The organism is Kiloniella spongiae (assembly GCF_001026905.1).
GTDB lineage: Bacteria > Pseudomonadota > Alphaproteobacteria > Kiloniellales > Kiloniellaceae > Kiloniella > Kiloniella spongiae.
On the sequence record NZ_LAQL01000003.1, the window covers coordinates 357,025 to 383,431 of the forward strand.

Annotated in this window: 26 protein-coding genes; 13 read left to right on the top strand and 13 right to left on the bottom strand. The window is 45.9% G+C overall.

The window, feature by feature from the left end:
• Positions 1 to 67: 67 nt before the first annotated feature.
• On the bottom strand, positions 68 to 1,549 hold the full coding sequence (locus WH96_RS05620; protein WP_047763109.1) for a DEAD/DEAH box helicase: 1,482 nt from the start codon (positions 1,547 to 1,549) through the stop codon (positions 68 to 70).
• Between the two features lie 484 nt (positions 1,550 to 2,033).
• On the opposite strand from WH96_RS05620, the gene WH96_RS05625 reads away from it, so the two are divergent.
• Positions 2,034 to 2,426 carry a helix-turn-helix domain-containing protein gene (locus WH96_RS05625; RefSeq protein WP_047763110.1) on the top strand — a complete coding sequence of 131 codons (393 nt, stop codon included), beginning with the start codon at positions 2,034 to 2,036 and terminating at the stop codon, positions 2,424 to 2,426.
• Between the two features lie 112 nt (positions 2,427 to 2,538).
• Here the strand turns inward: WH96_RS05625 and WH96_RS05630 are convergent, their stop codons facing one another.
• From WH96_RS05630 to WH96_RS05660, 7 genes are all read right to left on the bottom strand, one after another.
• Complete coding sequence (locus WH96_RS05630) at positions 2,539 to 3,120, bottom strand: NAD(P)H-dependent oxidoreductase (RefSeq protein WP_047763111.1); 582 nt, start codon at positions 3,118 to 3,120, stop codon at positions 2,539 to 2,541.
• A 223-nt stretch (positions 3,121 to 3,343) separates the two neighbouring features.
• The gene (locus WH96_RS05635; protein WP_053005720.1) at positions 3,344 to 3,895 is read right to left on the bottom strand and encodes a superoxide dismutase family protein; all 552 of its coding nucleotides are present in this window, start codon (positions 3,893 to 3,895) and stop codon (positions 3,344 to 3,346) included.
• 221 nt (positions 3,896 to 4,116) lie between these two features.
• On the bottom strand, positions 4,117 to 4,512 hold the full coding sequence (locus WH96_RS05640; protein ID WP_047763112.1) for a hypothetical protein: 396 nt from the start codon (positions 4,510 to 4,512) through the stop codon (positions 4,117 to 4,119).
• A 181-nt stretch (positions 4,513 to 4,693) separates the two neighbouring features.
• The gene (locus WH96_RS05645; RefSeq protein WP_047763113.1) at positions 4,694 to 5,341 is read right to left on the bottom strand and encodes a hypothetical protein; all 648 of its coding nucleotides are present in this window, start codon (positions 5,339 to 5,341) and stop codon (positions 4,694 to 4,696) included.
• Positions 5,342 to 5,732: 391 nt separating this feature from the next.
• Positions 5,733 to 6,995, bottom strand: a complete 1,263-nt coding sequence (locus WH96_RS05650) for a cysteine desulfurase-like protein (protein ID WP_047763114.1) — start codon at positions 6,993 to 6,995, stop codon at positions 5,733 to 5,735.
• A 124-nt stretch (positions 6,996 to 7,119) separates the two neighbouring features.
• Positions 7,120 to 7,974, bottom strand: coding sequence for a helix-turn-helix transcriptional regulator (locus tag WH96_RS05655; RefSeq protein WP_047763115.1), 855 nt, complete (start codon positions 7,972 to 7,974; stop codon positions 7,120 to 7,122).
• A 102-nt stretch (positions 7,975 to 8,076) separates the two neighbouring features.
• The gene (locus WH96_RS05660) at positions 8,077 to 8,979 is read right to left on the bottom strand and encodes a LysR family transcriptional regulator (protein ID WP_047763116.1); all 903 of its coding nucleotides are present in this window, start codon (positions 8,977 to 8,979) and stop codon (positions 8,077 to 8,079) included.
• 121 nt (positions 8,980 to 9,100) lie between these two features.
• On the opposite strand from WH96_RS05660, the gene WH96_RS05665 reads away from it, so the two are divergent.
• Entirely contained in the window at positions 9,101 to 9,901 is an 801-nt protein-coding gene (locus WH96_RS05665; RefSeq protein WP_204248134.1) for a phytanoyl-CoA dioxygenase family protein, read from the top strand.
• Positions 9,902 to 9,938: 37 nt separating this feature from the next.
• Entirely contained in the window at positions 9,939 to 11,078 is a 1,140-nt protein-coding gene (locus tag WH96_RS05670; RefSeq protein ID WP_218045011.1) for a DmpA family aminopeptidase, read from the top strand.
• An 80-nt stretch (positions 11,079 to 11,158) separates the two neighbouring features.
• Here the strand turns inward: WH96_RS05670 and WH96_RS05675 are convergent, their stop codons facing one another.
• Positions 11,159 to 11,554: a hypothetical protein gene (locus tag WH96_RS05675; RefSeq protein WP_047763117.1), complete on the bottom strand. Its 396-nt coding sequence runs from the start codon at positions 11,552 to 11,554 to the stop codon at positions 11,159 to 11,161.
• A gap of 185 nt (positions 11,555 to 11,739) precedes the next feature.
• Between WH96_RS05675 and WH96_RS05680 the strand changes: the two genes are divergently transcribed.
• Positions 11,740 to 12,279 carry a DUF1499 domain-containing protein gene (locus WH96_RS05680; RefSeq protein WP_047763118.1) on the top strand — a complete coding sequence of 180 codons (540 nt, stop codon included), beginning with the start codon at positions 11,740 to 11,742 and terminating at the stop codon, positions 12,277 to 12,279.
• 397 nt (positions 12,280 to 12,676) lie between these two features.
• Here the strand turns inward: WH96_RS05680 and WH96_RS05685 are convergent, their stop codons facing one another.
• A complete protein-coding gene (locus WH96_RS05685) occupies positions 12,677 to 13,258 on the bottom strand; it encodes a DUF6151 family protein (protein ID WP_047763119.1) in 582 nt (193 codons plus the stop codon).
• 184 nt (positions 13,259 to 13,442) lie between these two features.
• Here WH96_RS05685 and WH96_RS21910 point away from each other — a divergent pair, with 184 nt between their 5' ends.
• Complete coding sequence (locus tag WH96_RS21910; protein WP_156176708.1) at positions 13,443 to 13,604, top strand: hypothetical protein; 162 nt, start codon at positions 13,443 to 13,445, stop codon at positions 13,602 to 13,604.
• A gap of 340 nt (positions 13,605 to 13,944) precedes the next feature.
• Here WH96_RS21910 and WH96_RS05690 read toward each other — a convergent pair whose 3' ends face one another.
• Positions 13,945 to 14,856 carry a LysR family transcriptional regulator gene (locus WH96_RS05690; protein WP_047763120.1) on the bottom strand — a complete coding sequence of 304 codons (912 nt, stop codon included), beginning with the start codon at positions 14,854 to 14,856 and terminating at the stop codon, positions 13,945 to 13,947.
• Between the two features lie 115 nt (positions 14,857 to 14,971).
• Between WH96_RS05690 and WH96_RS05695 the strand changes: the two genes are divergently transcribed.
• From WH96_RS05695 to WH96_RS05705, 3 genes are all read left to right on the top strand, one after another.
• On the top strand, positions 14,972 to 15,322 hold the full coding sequence (locus WH96_RS05695; protein ID WP_047763121.1) for a VOC family protein: 351 nt from the start codon (positions 14,972 to 14,974) through the stop codon (positions 15,320 to 15,322).
• Between the two features lie 198 nt (positions 15,323 to 15,520).
• Positions 15,521 to 16,075, top strand: coding sequence for a GNAT family N-acetyltransferase (locus WH96_RS05700; RefSeq protein ID WP_047763122.1), 555 nt, complete (start codon positions 15,521 to 15,523; stop codon positions 16,073 to 16,075).
• 8 nt (positions 16,076 to 16,083) lie between these two features.
• The gene (locus tag WH96_RS05705; RefSeq protein WP_047763123.1) at positions 16,084 to 16,785 is read left to right on the top strand and encodes a helix-turn-helix domain-containing protein; all 702 of its coding nucleotides are present in this window, start codon (positions 16,084 to 16,086) and stop codon (positions 16,783 to 16,785) included.
• 33 nt (positions 16,786 to 16,818) lie between these two features.
• Here the strand turns inward: WH96_RS05705 and WH96_RS05710 are convergent, their stop codons facing one another.
• Both WH96_RS05710 and WH96_RS05715 read right to left on the bottom strand, forming a co-directional pair.
• The gene (locus tag WH96_RS05710; protein ID WP_047763124.1) at positions 16,819 to 17,199 is read right to left on the bottom strand and encodes a helix-turn-helix domain-containing protein; all 381 of its coding nucleotides are present in this window, start codon (positions 17,197 to 17,199) and stop codon (positions 16,819 to 16,821) included.
• 380 nt (positions 17,200 to 17,579) lie between these two features.
• Entirely contained in the window at positions 17,580 to 20,588 is a 3,009-nt protein-coding gene (locus tag WH96_RS05715; RefSeq protein ID WP_047763125.1) for a hypothetical protein, read from the bottom strand.
• A gap of 304 nt (positions 20,589 to 20,892) precedes the next feature.
• Here WH96_RS05715 and WH96_RS05720 point away from each other — a divergent pair, with 304 nt between their 5' ends.
• The 5 genes from WH96_RS05720 to WH96_RS05740 all read left to right on the top strand — a co-directional run bounded on the left by WH96_RS05720 (position 20,893) and on the right by WH96_RS05740 (position 26,335).
• The gene (locus tag WH96_RS05720; protein ID WP_047763126.1) at positions 20,893 to 21,537 is read left to right on the top strand and encodes a helix-turn-helix transcriptional regulator; all 645 of its coding nucleotides are present in this window, start codon (positions 20,893 to 20,895) and stop codon (positions 21,535 to 21,537) included.
• On the top strand, positions 21,534 to 22,538 hold the full coding sequence (locus WH96_RS05725; RefSeq protein WP_047763127.1) for a threonine/serine dehydratase: 1,005 nt from the start codon (positions 21,534 to 21,536) through the stop codon (positions 22,536 to 22,538). The genes WH96_RS05720 and WH96_RS05725 overlap by 4 nt, the downstream gene beginning before the upstream one ends.
• The gene (locus WH96_RS05730) at positions 22,531 to 23,655 is read left to right on the top strand and encodes an aminotransferase class I/II-fold pyridoxal phosphate-dependent enzyme (RefSeq protein ID WP_047763128.1); all 1,125 of its coding nucleotides are present in this window, start codon (positions 22,531 to 22,533) and stop codon (positions 23,653 to 23,655) included. Before WH96_RS05725 ends, WH96_RS05730 begins: the two co-directional genes overlap by 8 nt.
• Complete coding sequence (locus WH96_RS05735) at positions 23,652 to 24,614, top strand: Rossmann-fold NAD(P)-binding domain-containing protein (protein WP_047763129.1); 963 nt, start codon at positions 23,652 to 23,654, stop codon at positions 24,612 to 24,614. The genes WH96_RS05730 and WH96_RS05735 overlap by 4 nt, the downstream gene beginning before the upstream one ends.
• Before the next feature lie 200 nt (positions 24,615 to 24,814).
• Positions 24,815 to 26,335, top strand: coding sequence for an ABC-F family ATP-binding cassette domain-containing protein (locus WH96_RS05740; protein WP_047763130.1), 1,521 nt, complete (start codon positions 24,815 to 24,817; stop codon positions 26,333 to 26,335).
• Positions 26,336 to 26,407: the final 72 nt, after the last annotated feature.

Below are 26,407 nucleotides of genomic sequence, written 5' to 3' on the forward strand. Positions count from 1 at the left end.
ATATTTAAAATAATATTTAGGTTATAGGCTGTTAACGCTTTTGTTGAGTAAAATAATTTTTTAAACGCTAAGCAGCGTTAGAGCTCTTATTGCCGGGTCTGTTTCTGGATTTGTTGGCAGATCGGTTGCTTGGTCTGTTACCTGGACGGTTGTTTGCCCGATTACCTGATTTGTTATCGGCGTTATTATTGGGCTTACTACCTGACTTACCTTGACCCGATTTGTCTTGGTTCGGTTTAGCATCTTGCCTTCCGGCAGTTGGCTTTGATTTACCAGTTGGTTTTGAGCTGTTTCCACGGCGACTTTTGTTGCCTGGCTTACCGTTACTGGGTTTACCGTTACGGGCGTTCCGGTTTGGTCGTCCACCATTCTTACCGTCTTTTGAGCTGCCAGCAGGGGCTGCGGCAATGCCTTCTTCGTGATAAGGATGATCTTCAAAAACTGGCACGCTTTGGCGGATGTTCTTTTCGATATCTTTCAGATAAGCACGTTCTTCGTGATCGCAGAAGGAATAGGAGATACCTGTGGCACCAGCACGCGCTGTGCGACCAATACGGTGAACATAGCTGTCCGGTTCGTTCGGAAGTTCGAAGTTGATGACGTGAGTCACCCCATCCACATCAATACCACGTGCGGCAACATCGGTGGCAACAAGCGCACGGATCGCGCCATCACGGAAATCGGCCAGTGCGCGTTGACGGGCATTTTGAGACTTATTGCCGTGAATAGCGGCAGATGTAATACCCAGTTTTTCCAAAAATTCAGAAACACGGTTCGCGCCGTGTTTAGTTCTGGTAAAAATCAGAACCCGTTTGATTGCGTCGTCCTTGAGTACATGTCCCAGCAAGTCACGTTTGCGGCTTTTGGGCACCATCATCACATGTTGTTCAACCTTTTCAGCTGTGGTGGCCGCAGGGGCAACCTCAACACGGACGGGGTTGATTAGAATAGTGTTGGCCAATGTTGTGACAGACTTTGGCATGGTGGCAGAAAGCAGGACGGTTTGACGTTTATCAGGCAGTTCCTTGATGATCTTTTTGATGTCGCGGATAAAGCCCATGTCGAGCATCCGGTCAGCTTCATCAAGGACTAGGAATTCAACTTCGTTCAGCTTGATATGGCCCTGAGACATCAGATCAAGCAAACGACCGGGTGTTGCGATCAAAATATCAACACCGGGGGCCATTGCCTTGATCTGTGGTTTCTCTGACGCGCCACCAAAAACGATGGTGCTGCGCAAGTGCAGATATTTGGAATAGTCACGGACGTTATCAGAAATCTGGATGGCAAGCTCACGTGTTGGTGCAAGGATCAGTGATCTTGCTGTTTTGGCCTTGCGTTTGCCTTCGCCTTTGAGCAGATATTGTATCAGCGGTAATGAAAAGGCCGCGGTTTTTCCGGTTCCGGTCTGGGCGACACCAATCAGATCTTTTCCCTCCAGAATGTTGGGAATAGCCCGTGACTGGATAGGCGTCATCTGTTCATAACCGCCTTCCTTGATTGCACGGAGAATAGGGTCACGAAGACCTAGATCGGAAAAATTGCTCATTATCGCCAAATTTCAAATTAAAAGAGTGCGGTTTCACTATAGCTGAATAGCCTCTCTGTCAATCAACGATACTGCGGGGCAGCCATGCCAAAGCAGTATTTGGGTGTTGTTTTTTGTGACGTATTCAGGGGCTGTGTTCAGGGTTCATGTATGTATCAATGTTTGCATGATGTCTGTTTTCAAGCGGCAAGAATAAACCGGATAGGTAAAGAAAAGAAAAAGATGCAGGCTGATTGTTGAGTGAAAGATTGATCTTCGGTGTTGATATGATTTTAAAGGAAAACATTAAAAATAAATACTTAAAATCAATTGATTAGGGGGGATTTCCCTTTTTATTTGAAAGTTACTCTTGTGGTGAGGGGGGTGAGAGTGTATCCCTTTGGGTAGTGCTAAAGGGATACACTCTGTGTTGTTCTTATCATATGAGTGATCGTCCCCTAGGTTCTTTAATGAATGTTTAGTTGAATTATATTAGGAAATTTTTATGACATATATCACAATGGGCGAACGTATCGAGGCAGCACGTAAGAGTAAGGGATTGAGTGCATCCCAGCTTGCGCGCCGTGTCGGTGTTAAAGTTTCGACCATGAATAATTGGGAAAGTGACCGTTCGGAGCCGCGTGCCAACAAGCTTGTGGCGCTGGCCGGTGTATTGAGTGTGAATATGATTTGGTTGCTGGAAGGGTCTGAAGACAATACCAGCCTGCCGCCGAATGTTGAAGTTATTGAAACGGCTGACCTGCAAAGCAAAATTACCCGCCTGCAATCCATGCACGAGCGTATGGTGCAACTTCTTTTTGAAATTTCCAGCGAAGTAAACCGCGTTCAACGTGGCATTAAAGATGATCAGGCAGAACAGGACGCTGCCCAAGTATAATTTGGGTTATAATTTCGGCATCGGTATTTAATCGGTTGCCAGTTTTAAATTATTCTCAGAACTTTTTTTCTAAAGTGGATTGTTTTGTCATCTAGATTTCAGAAGTGTTTGGTTAAAACCGTTTTCTGATTTTCTGGATAAAACGATCCACTTTTTCTTTACTCAGGCTTTCGCTACCGTAAAGGGAAAGCATTTGGAAACGGCATTTGGGCGCACAGGTACCACGGATTGCAGTTTTAAGAACCCGCCGTACAGGTTGGCGTAAAATCAACAGATCAACCCATCTAGGTGAGCCAAGGGTAGTTATGACCTTCATCTCAACCAGATTATCGAGTTTTGGCAAAATAGCCTTGTTGTTATCTGCATGGTCATAAGCATGCCCCGGCGCCCATACCCGATCAAACCAGCCTTTGAGTATCGCGGGAAAACCAAACCACCAGGTCGGAAAGATCAGCACAAGGCTCTGTGTTTCTTTTAGCTGTGTAAGGTCCTGTTCCAATGCAGTGCTATCAAAGCTTTCGGCAAAATAACTCTGTCGTTCGGCATGAGTGAGGGGTGGCGCAAAGCGTTCTGTATAGAGATCCTTTACCGTGATCTCATTCCCCTTGGTTTCCAAATGCGCGATTGTCTCGTTTGCAAGATGTTTGCACAAACTATCCTCTAACGGATGCGCTATAACAACCAGGCACTTCACAGTTTTTTCTCCGGATTAGAAAAGTATTATTTTAGATTTTGAATGTCTTATGACGTAGAAGCAATATGTCATAAATTAAAAAGACAGACCCATCAGGTTGAGATTATTAATAGGCCTGCCTTTTAAAACTCTTCTAATTCGCTATGTAGCACTAAAATAGATCGGAACCGCTGGTTTTAGCCAGGTCGCTTTGACTGCTACGGCAACTTCTTGATCAGAAAAATCAGGATACTTTCTTGATGATACCGCATGCGACGCGCGAGCCTGCGCCAGCTGCATCGCCGTAAGTATCTGCTTTTTCATGAACGACGATTGCAGAACCATCATTATCCATAAGACTGTTAATTAACCCTTCTTTCAAGGTAACCGCTTGGGCAAAAACGTCGGTTTTTACGATACCATTTGTATCTGCAATAATGTTGGAGAGATCGCCAGCATGGCTGCCGTTCCCAGCAAAACCATGTCCTTTATCAAAAGGATTAAAATGGCCGCCGGCTGCCTTAAAGTTATCTGAACAGCTTGCGGTTTCATGGATATGAAAGCCGTGTGTGCCTGGGGTGATTCCTTTAATATCAACTTGTAAAAGTACTCTGTCATGTAGCTCAACAAGCCTAACGGAACCTGCGCCTTTTCCATCGGCAGTATTAAGTTTTGCTGTCGCAGTAATTGTCTCATTCCCGTACGATGGAGGGATGGACAAGAAGAAGGCTAATGAAAAAAGTGCAACAGAGGTTAGTAAAGTCATTACTATTGGGGAGTAGATTATTTTTTGCATCAAACAGGGATCCTTTGAAATTGAGATACCTGATTAACACCACAGGATCAAAAATATTCAGATATTTCTAATCCCGTGGCTGAATAACCCAATGAAGAATGCGAGGTCCCATATGTTCTGCGTTTATTGGGGGCATCATGTTGAGTAATTATCTTGGCTTTCGTGAAGAGGCAAAATGATCAAATAAGGCCAGGCTGAACCTTCAACTTTAAATTGATTGATTAATTTGCATCGAGAGAAAATGTTTTCCCGATAATAAATGGCGCACGGAAATCGTCAGAAATGTAGTAGTAAAGTCCCTGATCTTTATCGTGATGAATAGAAAAACATCCCCATTCAGGCTCTGCCCAAAGGCCCGTCCAACTGGAACAGTATTTATCATTCTCAACCTTGTAGCGTGCTTCGGAAGGTTCGGCGTCTCCATTCTTTATCCAAAGTGTTAATCCGGATTTGGAAAAATACTGTCTGGTGTGAGATCCAAAATGAATGCCTTCAACAGTTTTCCCGACAAGAAGTTCTTTGATCTGTGCGGTATTAAGGGCTGTCTCTTCCGCCATTGCTGTTTGTCCGGAAAGTAATATCCCGGAGAGGGCAAACAAAGCCATGATCCATTTCATTATAAGTTTCCTGCTATAGACTAAACCGAAAACTACTATTGTTTGTTTTAGGGATTTAAAACAAAACACATATACGTGAAGTTCGCTTGATGGTTATCAGGTTATTTCTCGGCGATTTATTAGGTGTAAAAACAGACCCATCGGGATAAGTTCCTTCTGGGCCTGTCTTACCAAATTTCTTCTAGTCCGCTGCAAAGCAGTAGAACAGACCGGAACCACCCGTCTTGGTCAAGTCACTTTGGCTGCAACCGCGGCTGTCGTGGGCGGCGTTCCAAGATATGTTGCCGCCGCCGTGGCGATCATGATGCCCGACAGTTGCGGCACCTTCGCCGGAACTAGTCCAGTTGCTGCAGGTGTGATCATTTTTATCCCGTGGGAAATAGGCTGTACCGTCTGACATGGCCCCGGTGAGAATGTCGTGCTGGTTTGGCTTGTCGCCACGCCCGTTGACCCTGTTACCGTTTTCATCAACGGCGGTGCGTTTGATGATATTGGGATTGAGGTGTAACTCGTCCACGTCACTGGCAATCAGGACACCGTGAGCATTATACCAAGGGCCGAGGCCGATGCGATCACGTGGTGAGACACCGCGTTTGCCTTCTTCCTGTGTGCCCAGATAGGCCCGCCATGTACGACCTTTTGAACCCGCAGCTTCTGCAAGCTTGGCACAGTGGGCATCTGCCCCTTCCAGACCACCGAGATTAGCGCCTTGTCCAGATCCGACAGATGTCACAAAGAAGCCCATAGGGTGATCTTCGGCTGCTATTGCCTGTGGCATTGCCATCAGGAAGAGTGTTCCGGCGACGGCGAAGGTTTTTGATATTGTCATGGTATGAATATCTCCGTTTTATGCGGTTTATAGTCGTTCATATTAACTTTTCTGATAGTTGTTTGATCTTTCATGTAGGTTAAAACTACACTTTTCTCTTCACGCCTTGAGCAAAGTTAATCTGAATAACTATAATTATTGAGCTAAAAAACGTTGGCGTAAAAAACTGAAACAGGTGTGTCATTCTCTTGGGCGATGAGTATGGCCTATAAATCAGTCATGGGGCCAGTCACGGGATTTGACTTGCCTTCACTTTAATGAGAGCAGGTCCAGATGAGAATAATCCGGAAAAAATTCATAACGAAAAGCCCTCATAATACATCTACCATATATCGTAGGGGAGGCAGAAGGTATGAGGGCTTTATATTTTGCGGTCGGATGCCGTAAAGCGTTAGACGTTGGTCACGATGTTTTCGATAGAATCAAGGATGGTCTGTACTTCTTCGGCAGTGTTGTAATGGGCGATGCCAATGCGCAAAATACCTTCGTCCATTGGAATGCCGAGGCTTTCAACAACACCAATGGCATAGTTATGGCCGCTCCAGACGAAGATGTTTTCTTCACTTAACGCTTTTGCCAGAGGATCCGGCTTTACCTTGTTATGGCGGATAGAAACTGTGGGTACCCGCGCCTTCATCTGGTTCTGTGCCGTAGGGCCAAAGATCTCGATGCCGTCAATTTTTTGCAAGCCTTCGATAAGCTGGCTGGTCAGGTTTTCTTCGTATTCTATTGCGGCGTTAAAGGCCGCCGCCATCTGGGTTCTGCGAGATCCGGTTTGGCCCAGTTCGCCACCCAACCAGGCGTAATAATCTATGGCGGCGGTCAAGCCAGCCAACAATTCAATGGCGGGGGTGCCGGTTTCATACTTGGTCGCCAGCGTTTCGGGCACACAGCGACATTTATAGGCGTGCATTTTTTCAAGCAAGGATCGCTTGCCCCAGAGGACCCCGATATGAGGGCCAAAGAACTTATAGGGCGAACAGATCAGGAAATCACAGTCGAGATCTTTGACGTCAATCTGGTGATGCGGGGCCAGTTGAACGGCATCAACATAAACCAGCACATCTGATTTATGGGCCTCTGCAATAATGGATTTAACGTCGTTAATGGCCCCGGTCAGATTGCTGGCATAGTTCAGGGCGAGAAGCTTTGTTTTATCGGTGATCAGGCTTTTGATGTGTTCGGGTTCGATCTTCCAGCTAGCCTTGTCAAAGTCGGCCCATTTAATGACCAGATCCAGATCTTGCGCAATCTCGAGCCAAGCAGCGACATTGCCTTCGTGATCCATACGGGTAACGATGATTTCATCTCCCGGATTGAAATCACGACAGATACTACGCGACATGTGCATGGTCAGTGTTGTCATGGTAGCACCGATAATGATTTCACCGGGATCATCGGTGCCCATGAAATCCCCCATGGCGAGATGACAATCATCAACAACTTTTTCTGCGGCAATTGATGTTGGAAAGTATCCGCCAAGATTGGCATTGGCGTTGAGAAAACAGTCGGAAACGGCCTCGATAACGCGCGATGTTACCTGTGTCCCGGCAGGGTTATCCAGATAAATCCGCCTTTGCTCTTTACCGTTTATGTTATCGGTCAGGGACAGAGAGGGAAATTGCGCGCGAACGTTTTCAATCGGGAAGGTCATGTTTTAATCCTCAGAAACCACATTATTCTGGAAGGATTGTTGTCAGGCCTTTCGGGATCAAACAATCATCCTAAAGGATGAGTTTGGGATGTTTCGGTCATTTAGTTCTTAGCGGGGCCAGTTCTTAGTGAGGCCTGGGTAACCTTAACGCAAAAAGCTCTGCTTGTGATGAGATGCCGAGTTTGCGGTAGAGATTACGTCTGTGTGTTTTGACCGTTGGTAAGGCAATGCCAAGTTTTAAGCCAATGGCTTCTGATCCGTGGCCAGAGAGAATGAGATCCATGATGCTAGCTTCACGGGGGGTAAGATCACAGAGTTCCGGTATCAAAGCTTGTTGCGTGGTCTCTTTTGTTAGGCCCAGAGCTTCACAGTGTTTTTTGATCGCGCTGATGATAATGGGCACCAGCTCTTGTGAGCGTTCAAGCAAGGGGGCGTTTTTATCTCTGTGATCGACCTTTTGCGACAGGGATATTTCAATCACATCGTCACCGGGCAGGGGAATAGCCAGCATTAATTCCTGCATACCCATCGGCCAGCCATCGGTAACATAGCCGATTTCCTCCATCTGATCAGGGCGCATTTTGTAATCGTCAGGGCTTTTGGATTTTTCTGCATAAGAGCGTGACGAAATTTCCCGTGACAGGGCTTCCATCGTATGCAGGCCGGGCTTCAGACCTTCGCGACAGGCGTGGTAAAATGGGTTGATCTGCCAGGTGCTTTGCAGGAAGTTTTTTAGGCCATCGCGATATCCCAGCGGACTTAAACCGTCATAGAGAACCTGTGGCCGCTGTTCTTTTTCATATTGGAAGATCATGCAGAATTCATAGGGGATAACATGTTTTAACTGCTCTGCGACCCACGGGAAGAAATTCGTTTTTCCGATGTTATCAATAAGTGCGCTTACCCAAAGAGAGGTGTTGAAATGTGCATAGCCAGGGTCAGGTTTGAAGCCTGTTGATTGTACAATTTCATCTGACATCTATGACCTCCCCAGCGCGTAGTTTGTTTTGATACCTGTTTGTTATCGTATCGAAAGTATATCAAGATCTTTGAGGCTGTCTATCGGCATGAGAGACAAGTTTCATGTAACATCTTTGATTGATGCGAGAACTGATTCCATGACGGCTGGTACAGGTGAAATTAAGGGGTTTAGGGCTGAGCGCACGAGTACGATGGGCTCTTTGGCTTCCGGGTCGGTGATGGGGATCGCTTTCAGGGGCTTGCCGTCATAGCTCTGGTTCGTAGGTGGGACTGTATAGCTGATACCGATCCCTTCGCCGTTTGCTGCGAGTGAGCGCATAACTTCCAGTGAGGCGGCCCTGTGGGCGACTTTTGGCAAAAGCCCCTGATTTTGAAAAAGCCGGATCATATGGTGGATAGAAAGTCCCTGATCAGTCAGAACCAAGGGCGTATCGGCTAGATTTACCAGATTAAGCGCGGATGCCTTTGCCAGAGGATGATCGGGTGCTATCAGAGCATGTGGAGACAAGGTCGTTATGATTGTTTTGTCAAAGCTGGCATCTAGGCCCAAATCGTAAGACAGGGCAAATTCAATACTACCGTTCTGCATATTGTTGGCCAGCGTATCAAAGTTTCCAACCTGCGGCGTGATCTTTAATTCGGGGAAATGTTGTTTCAGGTTTGTCAGTATCGGGGCCAGATACCTTGGTGCTAAATCTTCGAAACAGCCGACTGTTATAGGCAAAAGATCATGGAAGGTATGGGCATCGGGATCTTCCAGACGGGCCGCTTCTGTCAGCAGTTTTTCTGCGCTTTTGACATAGGATTTACCATAGGTCGTCAGGGTAATGGGGGAACCTTTGCGGCGAATAAAGATTTTTTGCCTTTGACGTGTTTCTACCTGTGTTATCGCGACAGAGAGCGCGGGTTGGGATACATTGAGGAACTGGGCGGCTTCTGTGAGGCTGCCTGCCTTTGCGATCGCGACGATGTATTCCATTTGGCGAAGTGTAATATATAACATGAGGTTATGTTAATCTTAAGTAATCATTATTTGAAATTATTATATAAGTCTTTCATTCTTCTTTCCAGAAAAACAGGCCAAATTTACTAAATCTAAAGGCATAACTGTTTGGGGAGTTAAGATGATGGTACATCCATTAATCACACAAAAGCATGTTGATGACTATCAACACGATGGTGTTGTTCTCATCAAAGGTCTTTTCAAAGATCATGTTGAAGAGCTCAGGGCGGGGGTTGAAACCAATATGGCGGATCCCGGACCTTATGCCGCTGAAAACCTTAAAGAAGGAGAGCAGGGGCGGTTTTTTGATGATTATTGCAATTGGACCCGTATTCCTGAATTTGAAAATGTGATCCGGCATTCCCCAGTCGCGGCGGTTGCTGCTGATTTGATGCAGTCTAAAAGTGTTCAGGTTTTTCACGATCATGTTCTGGTGAAAGAACCGGGAACATCGAAACCAACCCCGTGGCATCAGGACGGACCTTACTATTTTGTCGAAGGGCAACAGACGGTGAGCTTTTGGGCACCTTTAGACCCGGTGACCGAGGCTTCATTGCGGTGCGTTGCTGGCTCTCATCAATGGGAAAAACCTGTTTTACCGACACGATGGTTGTCTGAAGAAGATTTTTATGCCGGTGAGGATATCTATATGCCGGTGCCGGACCCCGATGCAGAAAACATGAAGGTTGTTGAATGGGCCATGGAGCCGGGCGATGCCGTTGCTTTTAATTATAAAATTTTGCATGGCGCGCGCGGAAATAATGCGCCCTGTCGTCGTCGGGCTTTTTCCCTCAGGTTGCTTGGGGATGATGCTCGCTATGTTGAACGGGCCGGTCCAACATCACCGCCTTTTCCCGGACACGGTATGAAAGCGGGTGAAAAGTTGCGTGAAGATTGGTTTCCAACGATACTGAATGGCTAAGAACTTTCAATCTCAGGTCAAAATATAAAGGTCTGCCATGCCAAATACCCCGTCTGATAATGCCTTTGACAGTAAGACGATGACACCTTCGGGGAAAATGAGGGCAGCGGGGCTTGGTTTGCAGTTTCCGGGAATACCAGGCCAGCACAATTCGATCACTGATGTCACCGGTGTCAGTGTCGGTTATGCAACCCTGATAAAAGGACAGGGAGCCTTGAAGGTTGGAAAAGGCCCTGTGCGAACGGGTGTGACGGCCATTCTGCCACGTCCGAAATCAGAGGCCTGTACACCTGTTTTTGCAGGATGTTTTTCCTTTAATGGCAATGGTGAGCTGACGTCTTCGCACTATCTGGAAGAAGTCGGCTTGTTGACCTTGCCGATTACCATCACCAACACCCATGCCTGTGGCTTGACCCGTGATGCCACGTTGCGCTGGGCCAGTCAGAATTACCCTGCTGAATTTCTGGATGATTTTGGATTGCCTGTCGCCGCAGAAACCTATGACGGGTTTTTAAATGATATCAACGGGTTTCATGTCACGAACGAGCACGTGTTCGAGGCCATTGAATCCGCCACATCCGGTCCGATAGAAGAGGGTAGTGTCGGCGGTGGTACGGGTATGAAGAGTTTTGGTTTTAAGGCCGGGTCCGGTACGGCTTCGCGTCGGGTTGAATATGCGGGACAGGATTATATTGTCGGCACATTTGTACAATCCAATTTTGGCAAACGAGATGATCTGACAATTCTGGGACATCCTATTGGTAAAGTTCTGTCAGAACCAGAGATGATTGAAAATACTGTCAACACAGAGCTGAGTTCTATTATCGGTATTATTGCGACGGATGCGCCGTTGCTTCCCCATCAACTCAAACGCTTGGCGCGTCGGGCGGCTTTGGGTATGGGGAAAACCGGCGGGATCGGTGCGCATGGCTCCGGTGATATCTTCCTGGCCTTTTCAACAGCCAATGGTGATGTTTTGGGGGACACGAAACCAGCGGTTCAAAAGGCCGCCTTTATTCCGGATGCTGATCTGGATTTCCTGTTTGAAGCTGTTATCCGTTCAACTGAAGAAGCGATAATCAATTCAATGGTTGCCAATGAAGGTATGGAAGGTCGTGACGGGAACTTCGTCCCAGCACTACCGCATTCTGCTCTTAAAAATTTGATGAAAACTTGAACGAGAAAATTAAATTATAGGGCTTAGATGAATGGGATTTTCTGCCTGTTTATTAAGTGACAAGTGGGGTGAGCAGATGATTAACTGCCTTGTTCTTCGGGACGTTCCTGCAGCATTTTTCGGGCAAGTTTAGCCCATTCATCGATCAATGCCTTAGCCATGATCACTTTTCCCATGTTTTCTGGTGAGGGCGATGGGATATCCTGAGCAACAAGACCTTCGACGATGGCCCGGACCTGAAGCGTGCTGATATCTACCGTAAAGTGGTCCGTGTTTTGACTGTCGATGTCCTGATCGGATTTGTCCAGAGGCGTCCCATGGACAATATTGCGTATGGTTAACGCTAGTTCAGGGTTGTGTTTGCGTAAAAGCTCATAGGTGAACATCAGGCTTCCGCGACTAAAAACATCGGGTGCATTGTTTGAATAGCGGGCGGTGTTGTCTGGTGAACAGGCCGAAGAAAATTTTAGTGACATTGGTTTGTTTTCCTCGCTATCCAGTTTGAATTATTATATTTTTAGTTATTACTTTTTCTTTTCAGCAATAGAATAGCTGTAAAGTGTTAAGGAGAACTCAATTCTTATTTAATGCCATCTTAACAACCCATCTCGATGCTTTGCGAAAAAGCCAGGATAGGAAAGTTTGGACAAGGAAAACGGGCATGATGTTTCTAAAAGTTTTTATGGGGCTATTGGTAGGGATTTGTTTTCTCATAGTAGTGGGATTGATTTTTATTGGGCGTGATCGCGGTCTTGAACTTGTCTTCGGTCCGGTTGAAGAAAAGAAGGTTGATTTTGCAACCTTGTCGTTGGCACCAACACCAAATCAGTTTCTGGTCTGCCCAAAAAAACTCTGTCAGGCATCAGCCCATCGCGAAAGCCCAGTTTACAATCTATCTGTTGACGAGTTAAAGGCCGAGTGGCTGGCATTTATCAAGAAGCAGCCCCGTACGGAACCCTGGATAGCGCCGAGTGCGGAACTGGGGGATCTTGAGACTGTGGTGGACGATGAAAACCTACAGTACGATTTTATTCAGCGTAGTGAATGGATGCGCTATCCTGATAGTATTACAATTCGCTTTATTCCGCTGGGATCAACAACCTCGACACTGGCGATCTATAGCCGTTCCCACTATGGGAAAAGCGACTTTGGGGTCAACGAACAGCGAATTACAAACTGGCTCTCTCAGATGTCGGGTTGAATTATTTACGCCTCTGTTAAAGCTATTTTAAAATTTTTCTAAAATACTGAAATCTCTAAACGAGGGTGTGCTCCTTGGTAATTTGCTCGCAAGATTATGAGGCCTGTGACTTTACAGTACAAAGTTCGGAATAATTAATTCGCAAAGTAATAAGGAAGATCACAATGGTATTTTTAAAATCGCTATTTTCTCTTTTATCAAATTTAAACCAGATTTCTGTCGGACCGAAACCTGAGGTACCTTGCCGTATTTCTGTTAAAGTGGGTCGTCAGAAACAAAAATAATCTGTGTGTTCCGTTTATTCGGTTTAGTTGTATCCGGTCACTTGCAAGACTGAATTTTATAACGGTTTTTCTTGTTATCTAACCGCTAATAGATGCAATACAATGTGCTGATGTTATTCTGAAATCGGCGTTCCATCGGGTTTGAAAAAGGCATTTGGCCTGTTCTTTCCCCGGACTTTATCAATGAATAGTCGTGTGAAAATTTTAATCATCAGGCCAATCGGGAATTTCTCTGCTGACTTTTCGGCTGGTGGCATTGTTTTAATTTCAGTGCCCTCGGGTTTAACAGCACCTTGCTCCATAACTGAATAGCGAACAGGTCCCAGAATTTTGTCACGATCATTACCGCAGCTGATAAAATTATGAGCGATGCCCACAAAGGGGAGTTTCGGCCCAACCATGTTCCCTGCGGGTGTCTTGCAACAGTCGGTATACCAGCGGTAGATACCTTTTTCCGATAACTTCAAATAACGCAGCTGATCCTGCCCTTCTGTAATTTCCACTTGAGAAGGCGTGATCTGAAAAATATCGGTGCCACCGTGGGCGTTGAGTACATCCCCTTCGCGACCGATTTCTCTGGCAAAATTTTGACAATCCTTGCAATAACAAATCACGCGCCGTCCAGTTGTCGGAGAGATCTTATGCGCCACTCCTTTTACCTTGCCGCAAGAACATTCAAGCGCGATATCAGTCATGGTTTTACCTATGAAATATTATCTCATTTATGAATAGAGATAGTAATGATTTATCGAATAAGAACAATAGTTTTAGAGAGCTTGATATGACCGTTATGACAAAAAAATCCCCGGCTAAGGGAAGCCGGGGAAGTTAGCAAGTTGACACAAACTATACTTGCTCAGGGTAGGGAGGTTTTAAGTCGTGAAACAAAGTAATGAATATAATTCTTGGGGACGGTGTCTCGAAAATATTGAAAAAACCGGCAAGAATTTTCGCCGTTATGATGGAACAAACGAAGAGCAAAGAGAGATAAGGGGAGTGATGCGCGTTCTTGAAAAATCGGGGAAGAAAAGCAAAGCCTGAATGGGCTGGTACTGGTAGAGATGGAATTCTGATCTATGAGGCCGTTACCCTCTGTATGATCAGTCATCTTGTTGTCCCCCTAGTGGTTTCGTTAAACACTCAGGTAACGCACTCACGTCAACAACTTTCCATATACTATAACCTGAAAATACTTCTTTTGAGAAGCGGAATTTTATATAAGTGTAATAGTGGTTGTATATCAGTAGGTTCTTGAGGGCTATATTTGGGGTATTCTGTGTGTTTTGTAGTACGTTACACTATTGTGGATTTTCGTGGAAAAACGTCAAAAGGTTGAAGTGTTATGGTGTATGTTTTTTTGGTAATGCACAATATCAAACACCTATCCAACGGTTAGTTCATGTCTTTTAATCTGAAATTGGTCTTTACAAAGGTTTAGAAATAACCTTGCAAGGCGAGAAAGACTTTGCGGCCCCTGATGAACAGCAAAAAGTGTTATTTCAGGGAAAAGCCATGAAGGTAATAGTTTGGCGAGCTCTCCTGCGTCAATTTTTTCTGAACACAAGATTGATGGTGCTTCGGCAATACCCATCCCAAGTTTTGCTGCTTCAATAACCCCCATGTAATCGTTTATTGATAAATTGGGAGAGAAAGAGTGCTCATAGGTGTTTTGGCTATTCTGCAATCGCCAGGTTAGCTCTGGTTTATTATGAAACCCAAAGCCGATTAGCGAATGCTTTTTTAGATCATTTGGTTGTTTTATAGAGGATTTAACAGCGAGATAGCTTGGTGCTGCGATCAGGATGTGGCGATATTTTAGTAGTGACACGAAAACATGATCGTGTTTGTCTGGTAGGGCTACCCGAAAAGATAAATCAAGCTTGTCATCCTCAAAGTTTAACAACCGTTCTGAAATGGAAACATTTACCATTGCCTGTTTGTATTGGTTTTGAAATTTTTTGACAATTGGAAGGAATAGCGGTTCAGCTAGGTTGGGAGGAACAGATATATGAAGTTGCCCTTGTTCGGTTGACCTTTGTTGGCGAAGTGTTTGATTTGCAAAATTGAATAGTGCTAAGCCTTCGTGACAGTGTTGATAATAAATCTTGCCGATATCTGTTAATTCAACGGTACGTGTTGTTCGCATCAGTAATTTTGTCTCAAGAGATTTTTCAAGCTCAGTGATCTTCCGGCTTACTGTGGAGAGGGGAAGGGAAAGTTCTTTTGCGGCCTTGGTGAAGCTTTTGGTTTGAACGACGTGAACGAAAACTGCCATCGCGTTGTAGCGCATCATATTATACCATATATGGAAGATGTCTTTCAAATATACATCTTTATTCCAAAATAAAAAACTTGATAATAATTATTGAGAGGTAAAAAAATTACTTTATCAATGAAGGTATATTGCCATGAACAATAACAACCATATTAATTATATTGAGTTCCCTTTACGGGATGTATCCAAAACAAAAGCGTTTTATGAGGCTTGTTTCGGGTGGGTGTTTCAGGATTGGGGACCGGATTATATCAGCTTTTCCGGTGCCGGTATCGAGGGTGGTTTTAACGGTGAAAGCAAGCGTTCGGTTACAGACCCCGGCGTGTTGGTTGTCCTGTACAGCGATGATCTGGATCTGATTTTTGCCAAGGTGAAACAGGCTGGTGGTGCTATTAAACAGAGTATTTATGAGTTTCCCGGCGGCAAGCGATTTCACTTTGAAGATCCAAACGGCAATGAACTTGCGATCTGGTCAGATGGGTAATTAGGGCGTTTTTTATTTCCGTCAATTTATTAAGTCATCCTGTTTCATAAGGAAAAGATTCCGTGAATTCTTGATGTGAATAGGGAGATTTTTCTGATTATACGACCAGTGCGAATAAAACATGATGTGTAGCTAAAGAAATTAATTTCACGCCTTATTCTAACGAGTGTTTGTTCACTTAAACGTTAGGATAAAATGATGACTAAATCCGCTATTGATGTTTCTATTGTTAAGACCTTGGAAGAGTTAGAGTGTGCCTACGATATAAGGCGTGAAGTTTTTATGGCTGAAGGGGGAGAGCCGGAAGATGAACAATTTGATGGAAATGATTTGTGTTCTGTCCATTTAATTGCGCGATGGAACGAGAGAATTTGTGGCACGATGCGAATTCGGATTATCTCTATGGACGAAGGTGGTACGGTAATTTGGGAACGCCTTTCTGTGTTGAAGGAGGCTAGAGAGAAAAATCCCTGGATTTTTCGATCTTTGCTTTTAAACGCAAAGAGATACACAGAAATGATGGGCCTAAAAACTGTGATTGGTATTGTCGAAGATCCAAAGCTAATGCGGTTTTGGAAGCTGTATGGTTTTAAGCCAACCGGGGAAGAGCCTCTTAATTATCGCGGACATGAATATGTGCCGATTAAATTGTCTTTGGAGACAATAAAGGGCAAGGTTAAAGTAAGGGAGGAAGTTTCTCTGCGACAGGCTGTTCGTGCTTTTCCAGATGTTTTTGCTCAAGCGCAAGGATAAACATAAGTGTGAAAGAGCTAAAATTTGTACAAGATATTCTCCAGGCGGAAACGCCTGGAGAAACGAGTGATCTTATTTTAAATGTGGGTTTTAATGGCTTGTTCTTTCAACGGTGGTATCCCGATATTATGGATAACTGGGAAGGTCATCTTGCCGAAGGATTTCAAGAGCACTACTACGCAGCACAGATATATCGTTTTTGTCCTGTTGCTCGAGCTATTCATCAATGGCATCGAAACTATACTTTTGCTGAGGCTCGTCGTTCCATTCTTGTGGGAAATGAACAAGCAAAACTCGCGGATAGTTTATGGAAATTTTTTGGAATGGAGGATGGTGTTGTTGTATTCTCAGGGCGTTGTAATCTTAAATCAGCCTTAATTCTGACAACGGATCGTCCTGTCGAAGAGTTGTATCAAAAATATTCTGGTGTTTTGGCCTTGGCGGCGGATAAACTGGATAAGCAACTTTATCCGGGACATACGTTATTGCGGCAATTGAGCAGAGAAAACATAACGCTTTCTCCTATCCAGCAAAAAATTCTGAAGCTGCAGATTAATCAGCCTGAACTCTCTAATGCGGCAATGGCTGAAATGTTGGGGATTTCCGTGAATACGTTGTTTTCCCATCATAAGAAAATTGCGAAAAAGGAAGGTGTCACCACTTTTACCGGTGCAATAATTAAACAACTTCACAAAAATACTTCGGATTAATCTACTGTAACTTTTAAATTTAAAGTCAGAACTTTAGATAGGATCGTTTGACCGGGTATTTGAATTCGATGTTTTGGCTAATTTGTGCTCGTGGTTTTCCCGGTTTTGTGCGATTGAATCTTCTAGCTCATTAATGGCTTTGAGTGCTTTTGACAGATAACTCTCTTTACTGGCCGGAGCTCGTTTTGGTGTATTTATAAAAGCAGAAAGAGTAACGCCGAGAGCATTCGCGATGTCTTGTAAAAGGGGCGGAGGAATTTCGGTTTCACCGGCTTCGCATTGCTGAATATAGTGATCTTTAACGCCGACTTTGTATGCCAGATCTGATTTAGACAGGTTTTTCAATAGCCGCGCGTAGCGAATATTTACACCGATCGTGACATTACTCGTGTGGATATTATTTATTATCGGCACCTAAAAATCCCAGCGGTCATCTATCGATCCCCAGCGGTTATAATTCGTCAGGGTGATCAGTGGTAAATAATTTGATGAAGCCGAAGGTTGAGCCGACGGATTGTTATTGTGAGGCTTTCACATAACAATATGAGAACGAGTATATTTTTTATTCATAAGATAAACAACTTAAAATTTTAACCAACAGATGCAAAGAGCCAGTTTAAAGGGACCGGTTGATCTGCATTGGTTATTGGTGGGAAAGTTGGGCGAACGTTGCTCTTTCGCAATTGTAATAACCCGGCGATACCATCTTGTCTAAGACACACCACGCAAAATTGTTTCTGATGATTTAGCGTGGTGTGAGTTTGAAAGGATTGCGCGTTTTACAACCCCAAAAACTAAGTTATTGAGTCGTCAAAACCAAGCGAAGTGAGCTGATCAATAATGCCGTTACTACTGGTGATTATGGTATTGTACGGCGCAGCTTCCAGGTTGTTCGCTGTCAGGTCTTCAGCCTGTATTCCTTCCAATCGATAGCTTTGCCCGCCATTCCCCTGAACATTGATCACAAGATCGTCTCCATCTTCGAGAATATCAAGATGGCTTAGGCTCATGTTGCCGAAATCAATCGTATCAGTTGCTGGATTGAAATCTGAAATAAGTTCCTTTGCGCCCCATTTCCAGCCAATTTCTATCTGGTCACCTTCATTGTCAGGTTCTGTAAGAGAACTCGGGGTTGGCTCCGGTGGTTGAGATGCAGCCGTTGTGTCTTGGGGATTATGATCTTCAGGTATGGCCTGTTCATTGGCCTGTTCATTCTCCTGTTCATTCGTCGGGGCGGCTTTTATCGTTTGCAATACTTCCTTTGCTGTATCGTTATCAAGAATAGTGAAGTTTTTCTCTGATAAATCTACGAGTGAAACACCTTTGAGTGTGACGCTTTGATTGTTGAGTGGAAGAGAAAAGACAGTGTCGTTTCCGGCCTGTTCAACCGTCAAATCTTCCACACCAATCCAGTCGATAAATATCGTGTCTGTTGCCGGATCAAAATCTTCGATGTTTTCTCTTTGTCCCCATTGCCAGGTGATGACAATATCTGCAGCTTCCTTTGTAACATTCGCAGTTCCGTTTCGAGGCGTATTGTCCGGCTCACTGATATCTGGCTCATCCGGATTTGGAATGTTTGTATCAGGATTGGGTGCAGGCGGCGTCATGATGCCTTCACGTGTCTGGAAGCCATCTGTTGTTTCCCCTGTGGGAGCCTGCGGCGTTAAGAGAACGGTTCGGTCAACCAATGTGACATCTTCTTGTCGAAAGCCAAAAGGTGTTTCGAGGTTGTCCTCGTGAACTTGATCAAAATGGAATTCCACACGCCCAGGCGCCAGTTCAGCAAGCTTGACGTCGGTAAAGGTAAAAGCCTGACCACTTGGCAGGGTTTTAATAACCAGACCATCTTTGGTGTCCTGAACGCTTAATCGCTCACGGGTGCCATAATAGAGGAAGCTGATTTTCATGGTGTCAGGATCAAAGTCATTTATGATCTGGTTTGCGCCATACTCATGAGAACGAATGTACACAGTATTGGCTTCACGTGGACCCAGTCCCTTTTCCCAGGACAAAACACCACCAATGTCTTGTCGTAAATGTTCATTCCCGACAATACCAAAGTTTTTAACGTCAAGGTTTTGGAAAGAGATACCTTGCAAGATTTGCAGGTCGTGGTTCCAGGGATTATCCAGGGCAACCTGTCCATCCGGTGTTTTTGTAACAATCATCCCGTGCACGGACAGGTTCACAAAATCCAGAGTGTCTTTATCCGGATTGAAACCAACGATGTCGTCGGCAAAGGCATTTACTTCAAACCGACGTCCCCCCAATTCACTTCTCCCCAGAATAACAGGGGGATGAGATCCGTCCGTATCCGGGATTATATCAACAGGTTCGCCGGGGGTAGAGATCACAGCATTGATTGCTGTAACAACTTCGTTGAATGTGGTTTGTTCGGCGACTGAAAAATTACTTATTTTAAGATCTTGAAGCGTAATATTTTGTAGTACAGTTGTGCTGGAGACATCCCCACCAGGTGTAAGAATTACGATCTGTACACCTTGTCCAGTCAGTTCGGAAATCTCGAAACGGTCTCCTGTGACACCTTCAAGAATATGAAGCATATCTTTGTTGGGGGCGAAATCAGCAATAATGCGGCTTTCGCTTTCCAGGCCGATCATAACCATTTGAGCGGGGTGGTGTGTATGATCGCCATTGGTATTGTCTGTCGGAGGAGTGGTATCACCATTACCATTATCACCATTACCGGGAGTACCTGTGTCTTTCTTGATCAGATCTAAAATTTCATCCGCAGCGGTTTTATCCAGAATGGTGAAGTTTTTTGAGGAAAGATCGGTAAGGCCAATGCCCTGTAATGTAATGCTTTGATTGTTGGATGGAACAGAGAAAACGGTGTTTCCATTTTCTTCTCTAACATCAATTGCATCTGCACCAATCCAGTCAATGAAAATACGATCGTTCTCAGGGTTGAAATTAGTGACCAGTATGTTTTGCCCCCAGTTCCAGGTAATGACGACATCAGCATCTTCTTTGGATGTGTCTGCGTCGCCATAATTATCAGAGCCATTGGGGGTATTGGTATTTCCCCCGGATGGTGTTTCCCCGGGAATGCCCAATCCTTCATCGCCCGTCAGACGATCTGTATAGTAGGCAATGGCTTCTTGAGTCGTCGGGGCGTCATATCCGCCAAACTGTTCAATGTAGCGTAGAATAGAGGTGCCAAATTCATCCGTGGATACATTTCCACCTTGCAAGAGAGCCAAGGTGCCATAAGCTCCGCGTAGATGAGCGGCTGCCATGATCCCTGTCATGGTCAGAGTGACTTCCACCGTTTCCCCGTTTTGCACATAGCTTCGCGTCGTGCCGATATAATCGTCCAAATTTTCGCCTTTGTTTGACAGGCCGTCCTGGATAATTTTCAGGTTGTGGCCAAAGGCTTCGCGTATGGCGATTTCTTGCGCTTCCTTGGTGGTGAAATCCCGGAGGGATGTTACACCGTTTTTACCTGTCCATGTTCCATCCCAGGTGTTTGTCGCTGCACCAGCCCCGTAGAATACGTCGTCATCATAATAACCCAAATCAATCAGTAGAGCTTCGCCGAACTGATACCCGACAAAGCCCAGTGTGTTCATGGAACGATAGGACATGGTTTCCCATTCCTGATTATTTAACTCGGACCATTTATCGTATTGCGGATAGAACTGTTCGACAGGTCCGCGGGCCCATTGGTCCAGCTGTGCATCCGTGATTATACCGGCATCGTAGCGCACCCGATCCCATCCTGATTCAAAAGCGAGAAGAGCTGTTCTGAATGCGTCGTATGATCCTTTGGTACTCATTAATTATCCTTTTGAATTTATTAAACTTCATTAGGGTAATGCTATGACATGATGGTCGAAATGGCGTGTTGTAATGCTGTGTTATTAAAGCGCCAGATAACGGGATTGAAATGCGGGTTTTTTGTGACTGGATTAAGTTGTAATCGTCGCTCATGAGGGGCAAAGTTTGTATCAGAACGGTCCAATGTTTTTACGCGGAAATCGGTGGGTATGTGACCAGGTTTTAGACCCGAAATACGACTATGAAATAAGTTTTGTAAAAAACTATAGACTCATATTCTTAATATAGACTATATGTCTATTCATGGAAAATTTTGATAACTATAAATCTATGGCAGATGGGGTGGCGGCATTAATGTTTCCCCATGCCGAAGTCGTCATACATGATTTGCAACGCCAAGAGATTGTTTATCTGGCGAACAACTATTCCAACCGGGAAATTGGATCTCCGTCCCATATGGACGAGGTGGAATTTGCCGAGGGGGATCGTGTGTTAGGTCCGTACCGCAAGGTGAATTGGGACGGTAAGATCCTCAAATCTATCAGTGTTGTCATGCGCAATAATAACGGTCAGGCCGAAGCCATGATCTGTATAAATCTGGACATGTCGGAAATGAACCGGATGTATCAGGTTCTTGGGATGATGCTGGGTGCACCGGAAGAAGGCCGTCAAGTAGAAGGAAATGGTGAAAAAGAAAGCGAAAAGATTGACGCACTCTTTCGTGATGACTGGCATGAGCGGATCAATATTTCTATTCAGGATTGGCTACAGGAAAACAGGCTAAGCCTGCAAGGACTTGGGCGAAGTGAAAAGCGAGATCTGGTCATTGCTTTGGAAGCCAAAGGGGCTTTTCAGGGGCAGGGATCAGCCAATTATGTCGCCCGTTGTCTGGGGCTTGGGCGCGCCACGGTTTACAAATATCTAAAAGAACAAAGGAGATCGGCATGATCATAAATGATCGTAACCTGGTTGAGGAAATTACTGCGGCTAATCAGCGTATTAAGGCTGTGGATGGCGGTGTGCGGGAAACGCCACTGGACGAAGCGCCATCCTTTAGTGAACGTACAGGGACAACATTTTTGCTCAAGGGCGAGCATTTACAGCGCACCGGGTCTTTCAAAATGCGCGGGGCGATGAACAAGGTTCTGACACTGTCTGATGAACAAAGGGAAAAGGGAATCACAACGGCATCAACTGGGAACCACGGGATGGCAACAGCCCAAGCGGCCCGTGTTGGTGATGTGGAAGCCACGATCTATTTACCTGATACCGTGTCTCCTTTGAAGCATGGGAACATCACCCGAATGGGGGCGAAGACCGTTTTGGTCAACGGCACCTGTGTGGATAGTGAGCGCACCGCAAGAGCGGCGGCGACAGAGCAGGGCATTACCTATGTTTCCGCCTATGCTGATTTGGATGTCATTGCCGGGCAGGGAACAATTGGTCTGGAACTTGCCGCGCAATGTCCTGACCTTGCGGCTGTTTATATCTGTGTTGGTGGCGGCGGGCTTATTTCCGGTGTGGGAAGTTATCTCAAATCACGTCTGCCTGATGTTGATATTATCGGGTGTTGGGCTGAAAACGCGGCGTCTATGCATCACTGTCTGGAAAAAGGCGAGATTTATGATGCGTGGGAAGCCGATACACTTGCCGATGGCTCTGCAGGGGGTGTTGAAGAGGGCACGGTTACCTTTCCAATCTGTCAGAAAGTTATTGATCGTCATGTGTTGGTAAGCGAAGACGACATCGCACAGGCCATGCGCGATGTCGCTGCCAATGAACGCTTTATTATTGAGGGTTCTGCTGGTGTTGCCGTTGCTGCGGCCCTTAAAACCGGAAGCGATTATCAGGGAAAGAAGATCGCGGTTGTGATTTGTGGACGAAATATCGGCTACGAAACATTTTGTGATGTGCTTAACTCAGTTGGGGAAGGCAAAAACAATGCGTAATTTTTCACTGGAAACCTTCTTTTCCGATTGGGAGTTTAAAGCCAGATATCACATGACGGCATCTGATATTCAGAGCATGACCATCAATGAGCTTTTAGCAATGGCAAGTGAAGAAGATCGCGAGGCGTTTTATGATCTGCCATTGAGCTATACAGAAACCTTTGGGCATCCGCTATTACGACAAGAGGTTGCCAATACTTATAACGGATTAGCGCCGGAAGACATCCTATGCTTTGCGGGGGCTGAAGAAGGTGTCTATGTGGCCATGCGGGTTCTGTTGAAGCCAGAAGATCATGCCATTGTTGTCGTGCCCAATTATCAGGCGGCGGAAACAATCCCTCTTGATATCTGCAAAGTGACGGGTGTTCCTCTTGATCCGAATGATCACTGGTCACTGGATATGGATGCATTGGAAGACGCAATCCGACCCAATACAAAGCTGGTTTCCATTAATTTCCCCAACAACCCGACGGGTGCCATTCTAAAGCGCAGCTCTTTTGATCGCCTGATTGAACTTTGCCGCGAGCATGGCATTTACCTGTTCAGTGACGAGGTTTACCGAGGCATTGAACGTGACGAGAGTTTACGGTTACCGCACGCCGCAGATGTCTATGAAAAAGCACTGTCATTAAATGTAATGTCGAAAGCCTATGGCTTGCCAGGATTGCGGGTGGGCTGGATTGCCTGTCAGGATCGGGATCTCTTGAAACAAATGGAATGTTACAAGCATTACTTGTCCATTTGTAATTCCGGGCCGAGCGAGTGGTTGTCTATCATTGCTCTGCGGTCTCGCGAACAGATCCTTGCGACCAACCGCAAGCTGGTGAAAGAAAACGCGGACAAGTTGACGGCCTTTTTTGATGAGTTTCCCGATCTGTTTGACTGGCAGGTACCAGATGGCGGTTGTGTTGGTTTCCCCGTTTATAAGGGGCCGGGCACAACGGATGATTTTTGTGAAAATCTGATCAATAAATCCGGTGTGCTGCTATTGCCGCCACGGATTTATAAATCTGATCTGTTGCCTGTCACCTGGAACCGTTTTCGCATTGGCTTCGGACGCAAAAATATAGATGAAGGTCTGGCAGCTTTCCGTGCTTATCTCAAGAGTAACACATGAACACATTACCGATCATAACGCTGGATGAAATTCAAACCTGTCTGAGTGAGGATGATATCCTCTCTGCTGTAAAAGCAGCTCTTATTTCCCATGGGCGCGGGGACGTGAACTCGCCGCCGCCGGGTATTTTGCAACTTAATAACCCGACGGTTGGGGAGTGCCACATCAAATATGGCCATCAAAAAGGGGCCGATACTTTTGTTGTAAAAATCGCGAGTGGTTTTCGGGATAATGGAAAGCTTGGCCTGTCCCCCAATAGCGGTATGATGCTGGTTCTGAGTGCACAAACGGGTGCGCCTGTTTGTGTGTTGGATGACAAAGGCTGGCTTACGGATGTTCGCACTGCAGCAGCGGGGGCTTTGGCAGCACAGGCGGGCGCGCCGGATAAAGTGAAGGTGTTAGGGGTTATTGGTACAGGAGAACAGGCGCGGTTACAGGCACATTGGACATGCCGTCTGTTGGGTGTGAAATCTATTGTGGTTTATGGCCGTAACCCTGAACAGGTAGCCAAGTACGTCAATGACATGACCGCGCAAGGGTATGAAGTCAGCATTGCCCCAGAAGTAAAAGATCTCCTGAAGCAGTGTAACCTCATCATTACAACGACCCCGTCGCCAAAAGCATTGGTGCTGAAAGACGAGGTACAACCGGGTACTCATATCGTTGCCATGGGAACGGATAATCCGGGCAAACAAGAACTGGATGCGGCGTTGTTTGAACAGGCTGCCGTCATTATGGTCGATGACCTTGCCCAATGTGTCCATCACGGTGATCTGGGGCATGCAGTGCGTAGTGGTTTAATCTCGCAAGATCGCGCTGTTTCATTGGGGCAGGTTCTCGCGGGGGAGCAGAAGGGGCGGTTAAGTCCCAATGACATTACTATCGCTGACCTGACCGGAATTGCCGCCGAAGACATCGCCGTGGCATCACTGGTCTGGGAGCGGAAGAAAGGTCGTTAAGCCCTTGGTTCTAGGTGCAAGGAATTTAAGTTGCAAGTGTATTAAACACTTGAAAAGTTGGAGTTATGGTTGCATGATCGCCGTATAATTCTACCTTTCCCAGCCTTTCCCAATCTTTTATGGGGGCTATCTCACGGGCGAAGGGCTTATGTTGTAAAGGTAGTGCTACAATTCTTTCTGTTGCGCTTCTCGAGACAACCATGACGCTTTTAAATGCCAAAGATCTGGGCATTACCCTTGGTATGCCGCTTTTTACTAACCTGAATTTTTCCATCAACAAGGGTGATCATATCGGTTTGGTCGCTGCCAATGGACGCGGGAAATCCACGCTGTTGAGTTGCCTTGCAGGCTGGTTGGAACCGAGCGAGGGAGATATTACCCGCGCAAGAGGACTTAAAGTCGGCTATGTGGAACAAAATGTTCCCGGCGAACTTATGGACAAAAGTCTTTACGACGCAGTGCTTTCGGCTTTGCCCTCAGAGCAGGCAGAATACGAAAGTTGGCGCGTGGATGTTGTACTGGATGATTTAGCGGTTCCTGTGGAATTACACAGTCGCTTGGTCCAAGAGTTGTCCGGTGGCTGGCAGCGTGTGATGTTACTTGCCCGGGTATGGGTAAGTGAGCCTGATCTCTTGTTGATGGATGAACCGACCAACCATCTTGATCTTTCGCGTATTGGGTTCCTTCAGAACTGGTTAGGGACTGTGGCTCGGGATACGCCTGTTTTGGTAGCCAGTCACGACCGTGCTTTTTTGGATGCGGTGACCAACCGAACGCTGTTTCTGCGGGAAGATCAGTCGCAAAGTTTTGCGCTGTCCTATAGTCAGGCCCGGGTTGCATTGGATGAAAGTGATGCCGCAAAAGAGCGTCAGTTTGAAAACGATAGTCGCAAGGCACAACAGCTTCGACGGCAGGCCGCGAAGCTCAAGAATATCGGTGTCAATTCCGGTAGTGATTTGCTGATCACCAAAACCAAGCAACTCAAAGAGCGTGCGGATAAAATAGAGCAGCAATCCCAAGCCGCTTATAAGGATAAGTCAGCCGGTGCTATTAAACTTGTCAATTCCGATACCCATGCCAAGGCTTTGATTACATTGGAAGAGGGGGAGGTCACGGCACCCGATGGGAAAGTGTTATTTAAGATACCGCCTCTTTGGATTAAGCGGGGGGACCGTATTGTTTTGCTTGGCCGAAACGGGACAGGGAAAACACAATTGATCCGTATGGTGCAACAGGCTGTCATGGGGGAACATCCGACGATCAAATCTACCCCAAGCGTTGTGATGGGATATTCCGATCAGGCATTGTCCCAACTGGACGATAAAGCAACGCCAACAGAGGTGATTACGGAACGCTTTGATGTCGGTGATCAGCGGGCCATTGCATTGCTGGCCGGTGCGGGCATTAATCTGGATATGCAAAGCAAGCCCATCGGTGCACTATCCGGCGGACAAAAATCGCGTTTGGCGATGCTGGATCTAAGGCTTCGCAATCCGAATTTTTATCTATTGGATGAGCCGACAAACCACTTGGATATCGAAGGGCAGGAAGCATTGGAAGAAGAGCTTCAAGCCCATAACGCAAGCTGTCTTCTGGTCAGCCACGACAGGGCCTTTGTCCGAAACACAGGCACCAGATACTGGTTGATTGAAAACAAGCGGCTGAAAGAAGTTGATGGCCCGGAAGATTTCTTCGCAGCTTCGTTGGATGAGCAACTTTAGGGGTGAAGAAGTACAGTTAGGGAGTTGGGTAGACTGAGCGAGTGATGCTGAAGGGGGGCTCTAATCTGCCGG

Excerpts from the sequence above, each read along its gene's own strand:
- WH96_RS05620 (WP_047763109.1), bottom strand. The coding sequence starts at position 1,549 with ATGAGCAATTTTTCCGATCTAGGTCTTCGTGACCCTATTCTCCGTGCA.
- WH96_RS05625 (WP_047763110.1), top strand. The coding sequence starts at position 2,034 with ATGACATATATCACAATGGGCGAACGTATCGAGGCAGCACGTAAGAGT.
- WH96_RS05635 (WP_053005720.1), bottom strand. The coding sequence starts at position 3,895 with ATGCAAAAAATAATCTACTCCCCAATAGTAATGACTTTACTAACCTCT.
- WH96_RS05640 (WP_047763112.1), bottom strand. The coding sequence starts at position 4,512 with ATGAAATGGATCATGGCTTTGTTTGCCCTCTCCGGGATATTACTTTCC.
- WH96_RS05645 (WP_047763113.1), bottom strand. The coding sequence starts at position 5,341 with ATGACAATATCAAAAACCTTCGCCGTCGCCGGAACACTCTTCCTGATG.
- WH96_RS05650 (WP_047763114.1), bottom strand. The coding sequence starts at position 6,995 with ATGACCTTCCCGATTGAAAACGTTCGCGCGCAATTTCCCTCTCTGTCC.
- WH96_RS05655 (WP_047763115.1), bottom strand. The coding sequence starts at position 7,974 with ATGTCAGATGAAATTGTACAATCAACAGGCTTCAAACCTGACCCTGGC.
- WH96_RS05660 (WP_047763116.1), bottom strand. The coding sequence starts at position 8,979 with ATGTTATATATTACACTTCGCCAAATGGAATACATCGTCGCGATCGCA.
- WH96_RS05665 (WP_204248134.1), top strand. The coding sequence starts at position 9,101 with ATGATGGTACATCCATTAATCACACAAAAGCATGTTGATGACTATCAA.
- WH96_RS05670 (WP_218045011.1), top strand. The coding sequence starts at position 9,939 with ATGCCAAATACCCCGTCTGATAATGCCTTTGACAGTAAGACGATGACA.
- WH96_RS05675 (WP_047763117.1), bottom strand. The coding sequence starts at position 11,554 with ATGTCACTAAAATTTTCTTCGGCCTGTTCACCAGACAACACCGCCCGC.
- WH96_RS05680 (WP_047763118.1), top strand. The coding sequence starts at position 11,740 with ATGATGTTTCTAAAAGTTTTTATGGGGCTATTGGTAGGGATTTGTTTT.
- WH96_RS05685 (WP_047763119.1), bottom strand. The coding sequence starts at position 13,258 with ATGACTGATATCGCGCTTGAATGTTCTTGCGGCAAGGTAAAAGGAGTG.
- WH96_RS05690 (WP_047763120.1), bottom strand. The coding sequence starts at position 14,856 with ATGATGCGCTACAACGCGATGGCAGTTTTCGTTCACGTCGTTCAAACC.
- WH96_RS05695 (WP_047763121.1), top strand. The coding sequence starts at position 14,972 with ATGAACAATAACAACCATATTAATTATATTGAGTTCCCTTTACGGGAT.
- WH96_RS05700 (WP_047763122.1), top strand. The coding sequence starts at position 15,521 with ATGACTAAATCCGCTATTGATGTTTCTATTGTTAAGACCTTGGAAGAG.
- WH96_RS05715 (WP_047763125.1), bottom strand. The coding sequence starts at position 20,588 with ATGAGTACCAAAGGATCATACGACGCATTCAGAACAGCTCTTCTCGCT.
- WH96_RS05720 (WP_047763126.1), top strand. The coding sequence starts at position 20,893 with ATGGAAAATTTTGATAACTATAAATCTATGGCAGATGGGGTGGCGGCA.
- WH96_RS05725 (WP_047763127.1), top strand. The coding sequence starts at position 21,534 with ATGATCATAAATGATCGTAACCTGGTTGAGGAAATTACTGCGGCTAAT.
- WH96_RS05730 (WP_047763128.1), top strand. The coding sequence starts at position 22,531 with ATGCGTAATTTTTCACTGGAAACCTTCTTTTCCGATTGGGAGTTTAAA.
- WH96_RS05735 (WP_047763129.1), top strand. The coding sequence starts at position 23,652 with ATGAACACATTACCGATCATAACGCTGGATGAAATTCAAACCTGTCTG.
- WH96_RS05740 (WP_047763130.1), top strand. The coding sequence starts at position 24,815 with ATGACGCTTTTAAATGCCAAAGATCTGGGCATTACCCTTGGTATGCCG.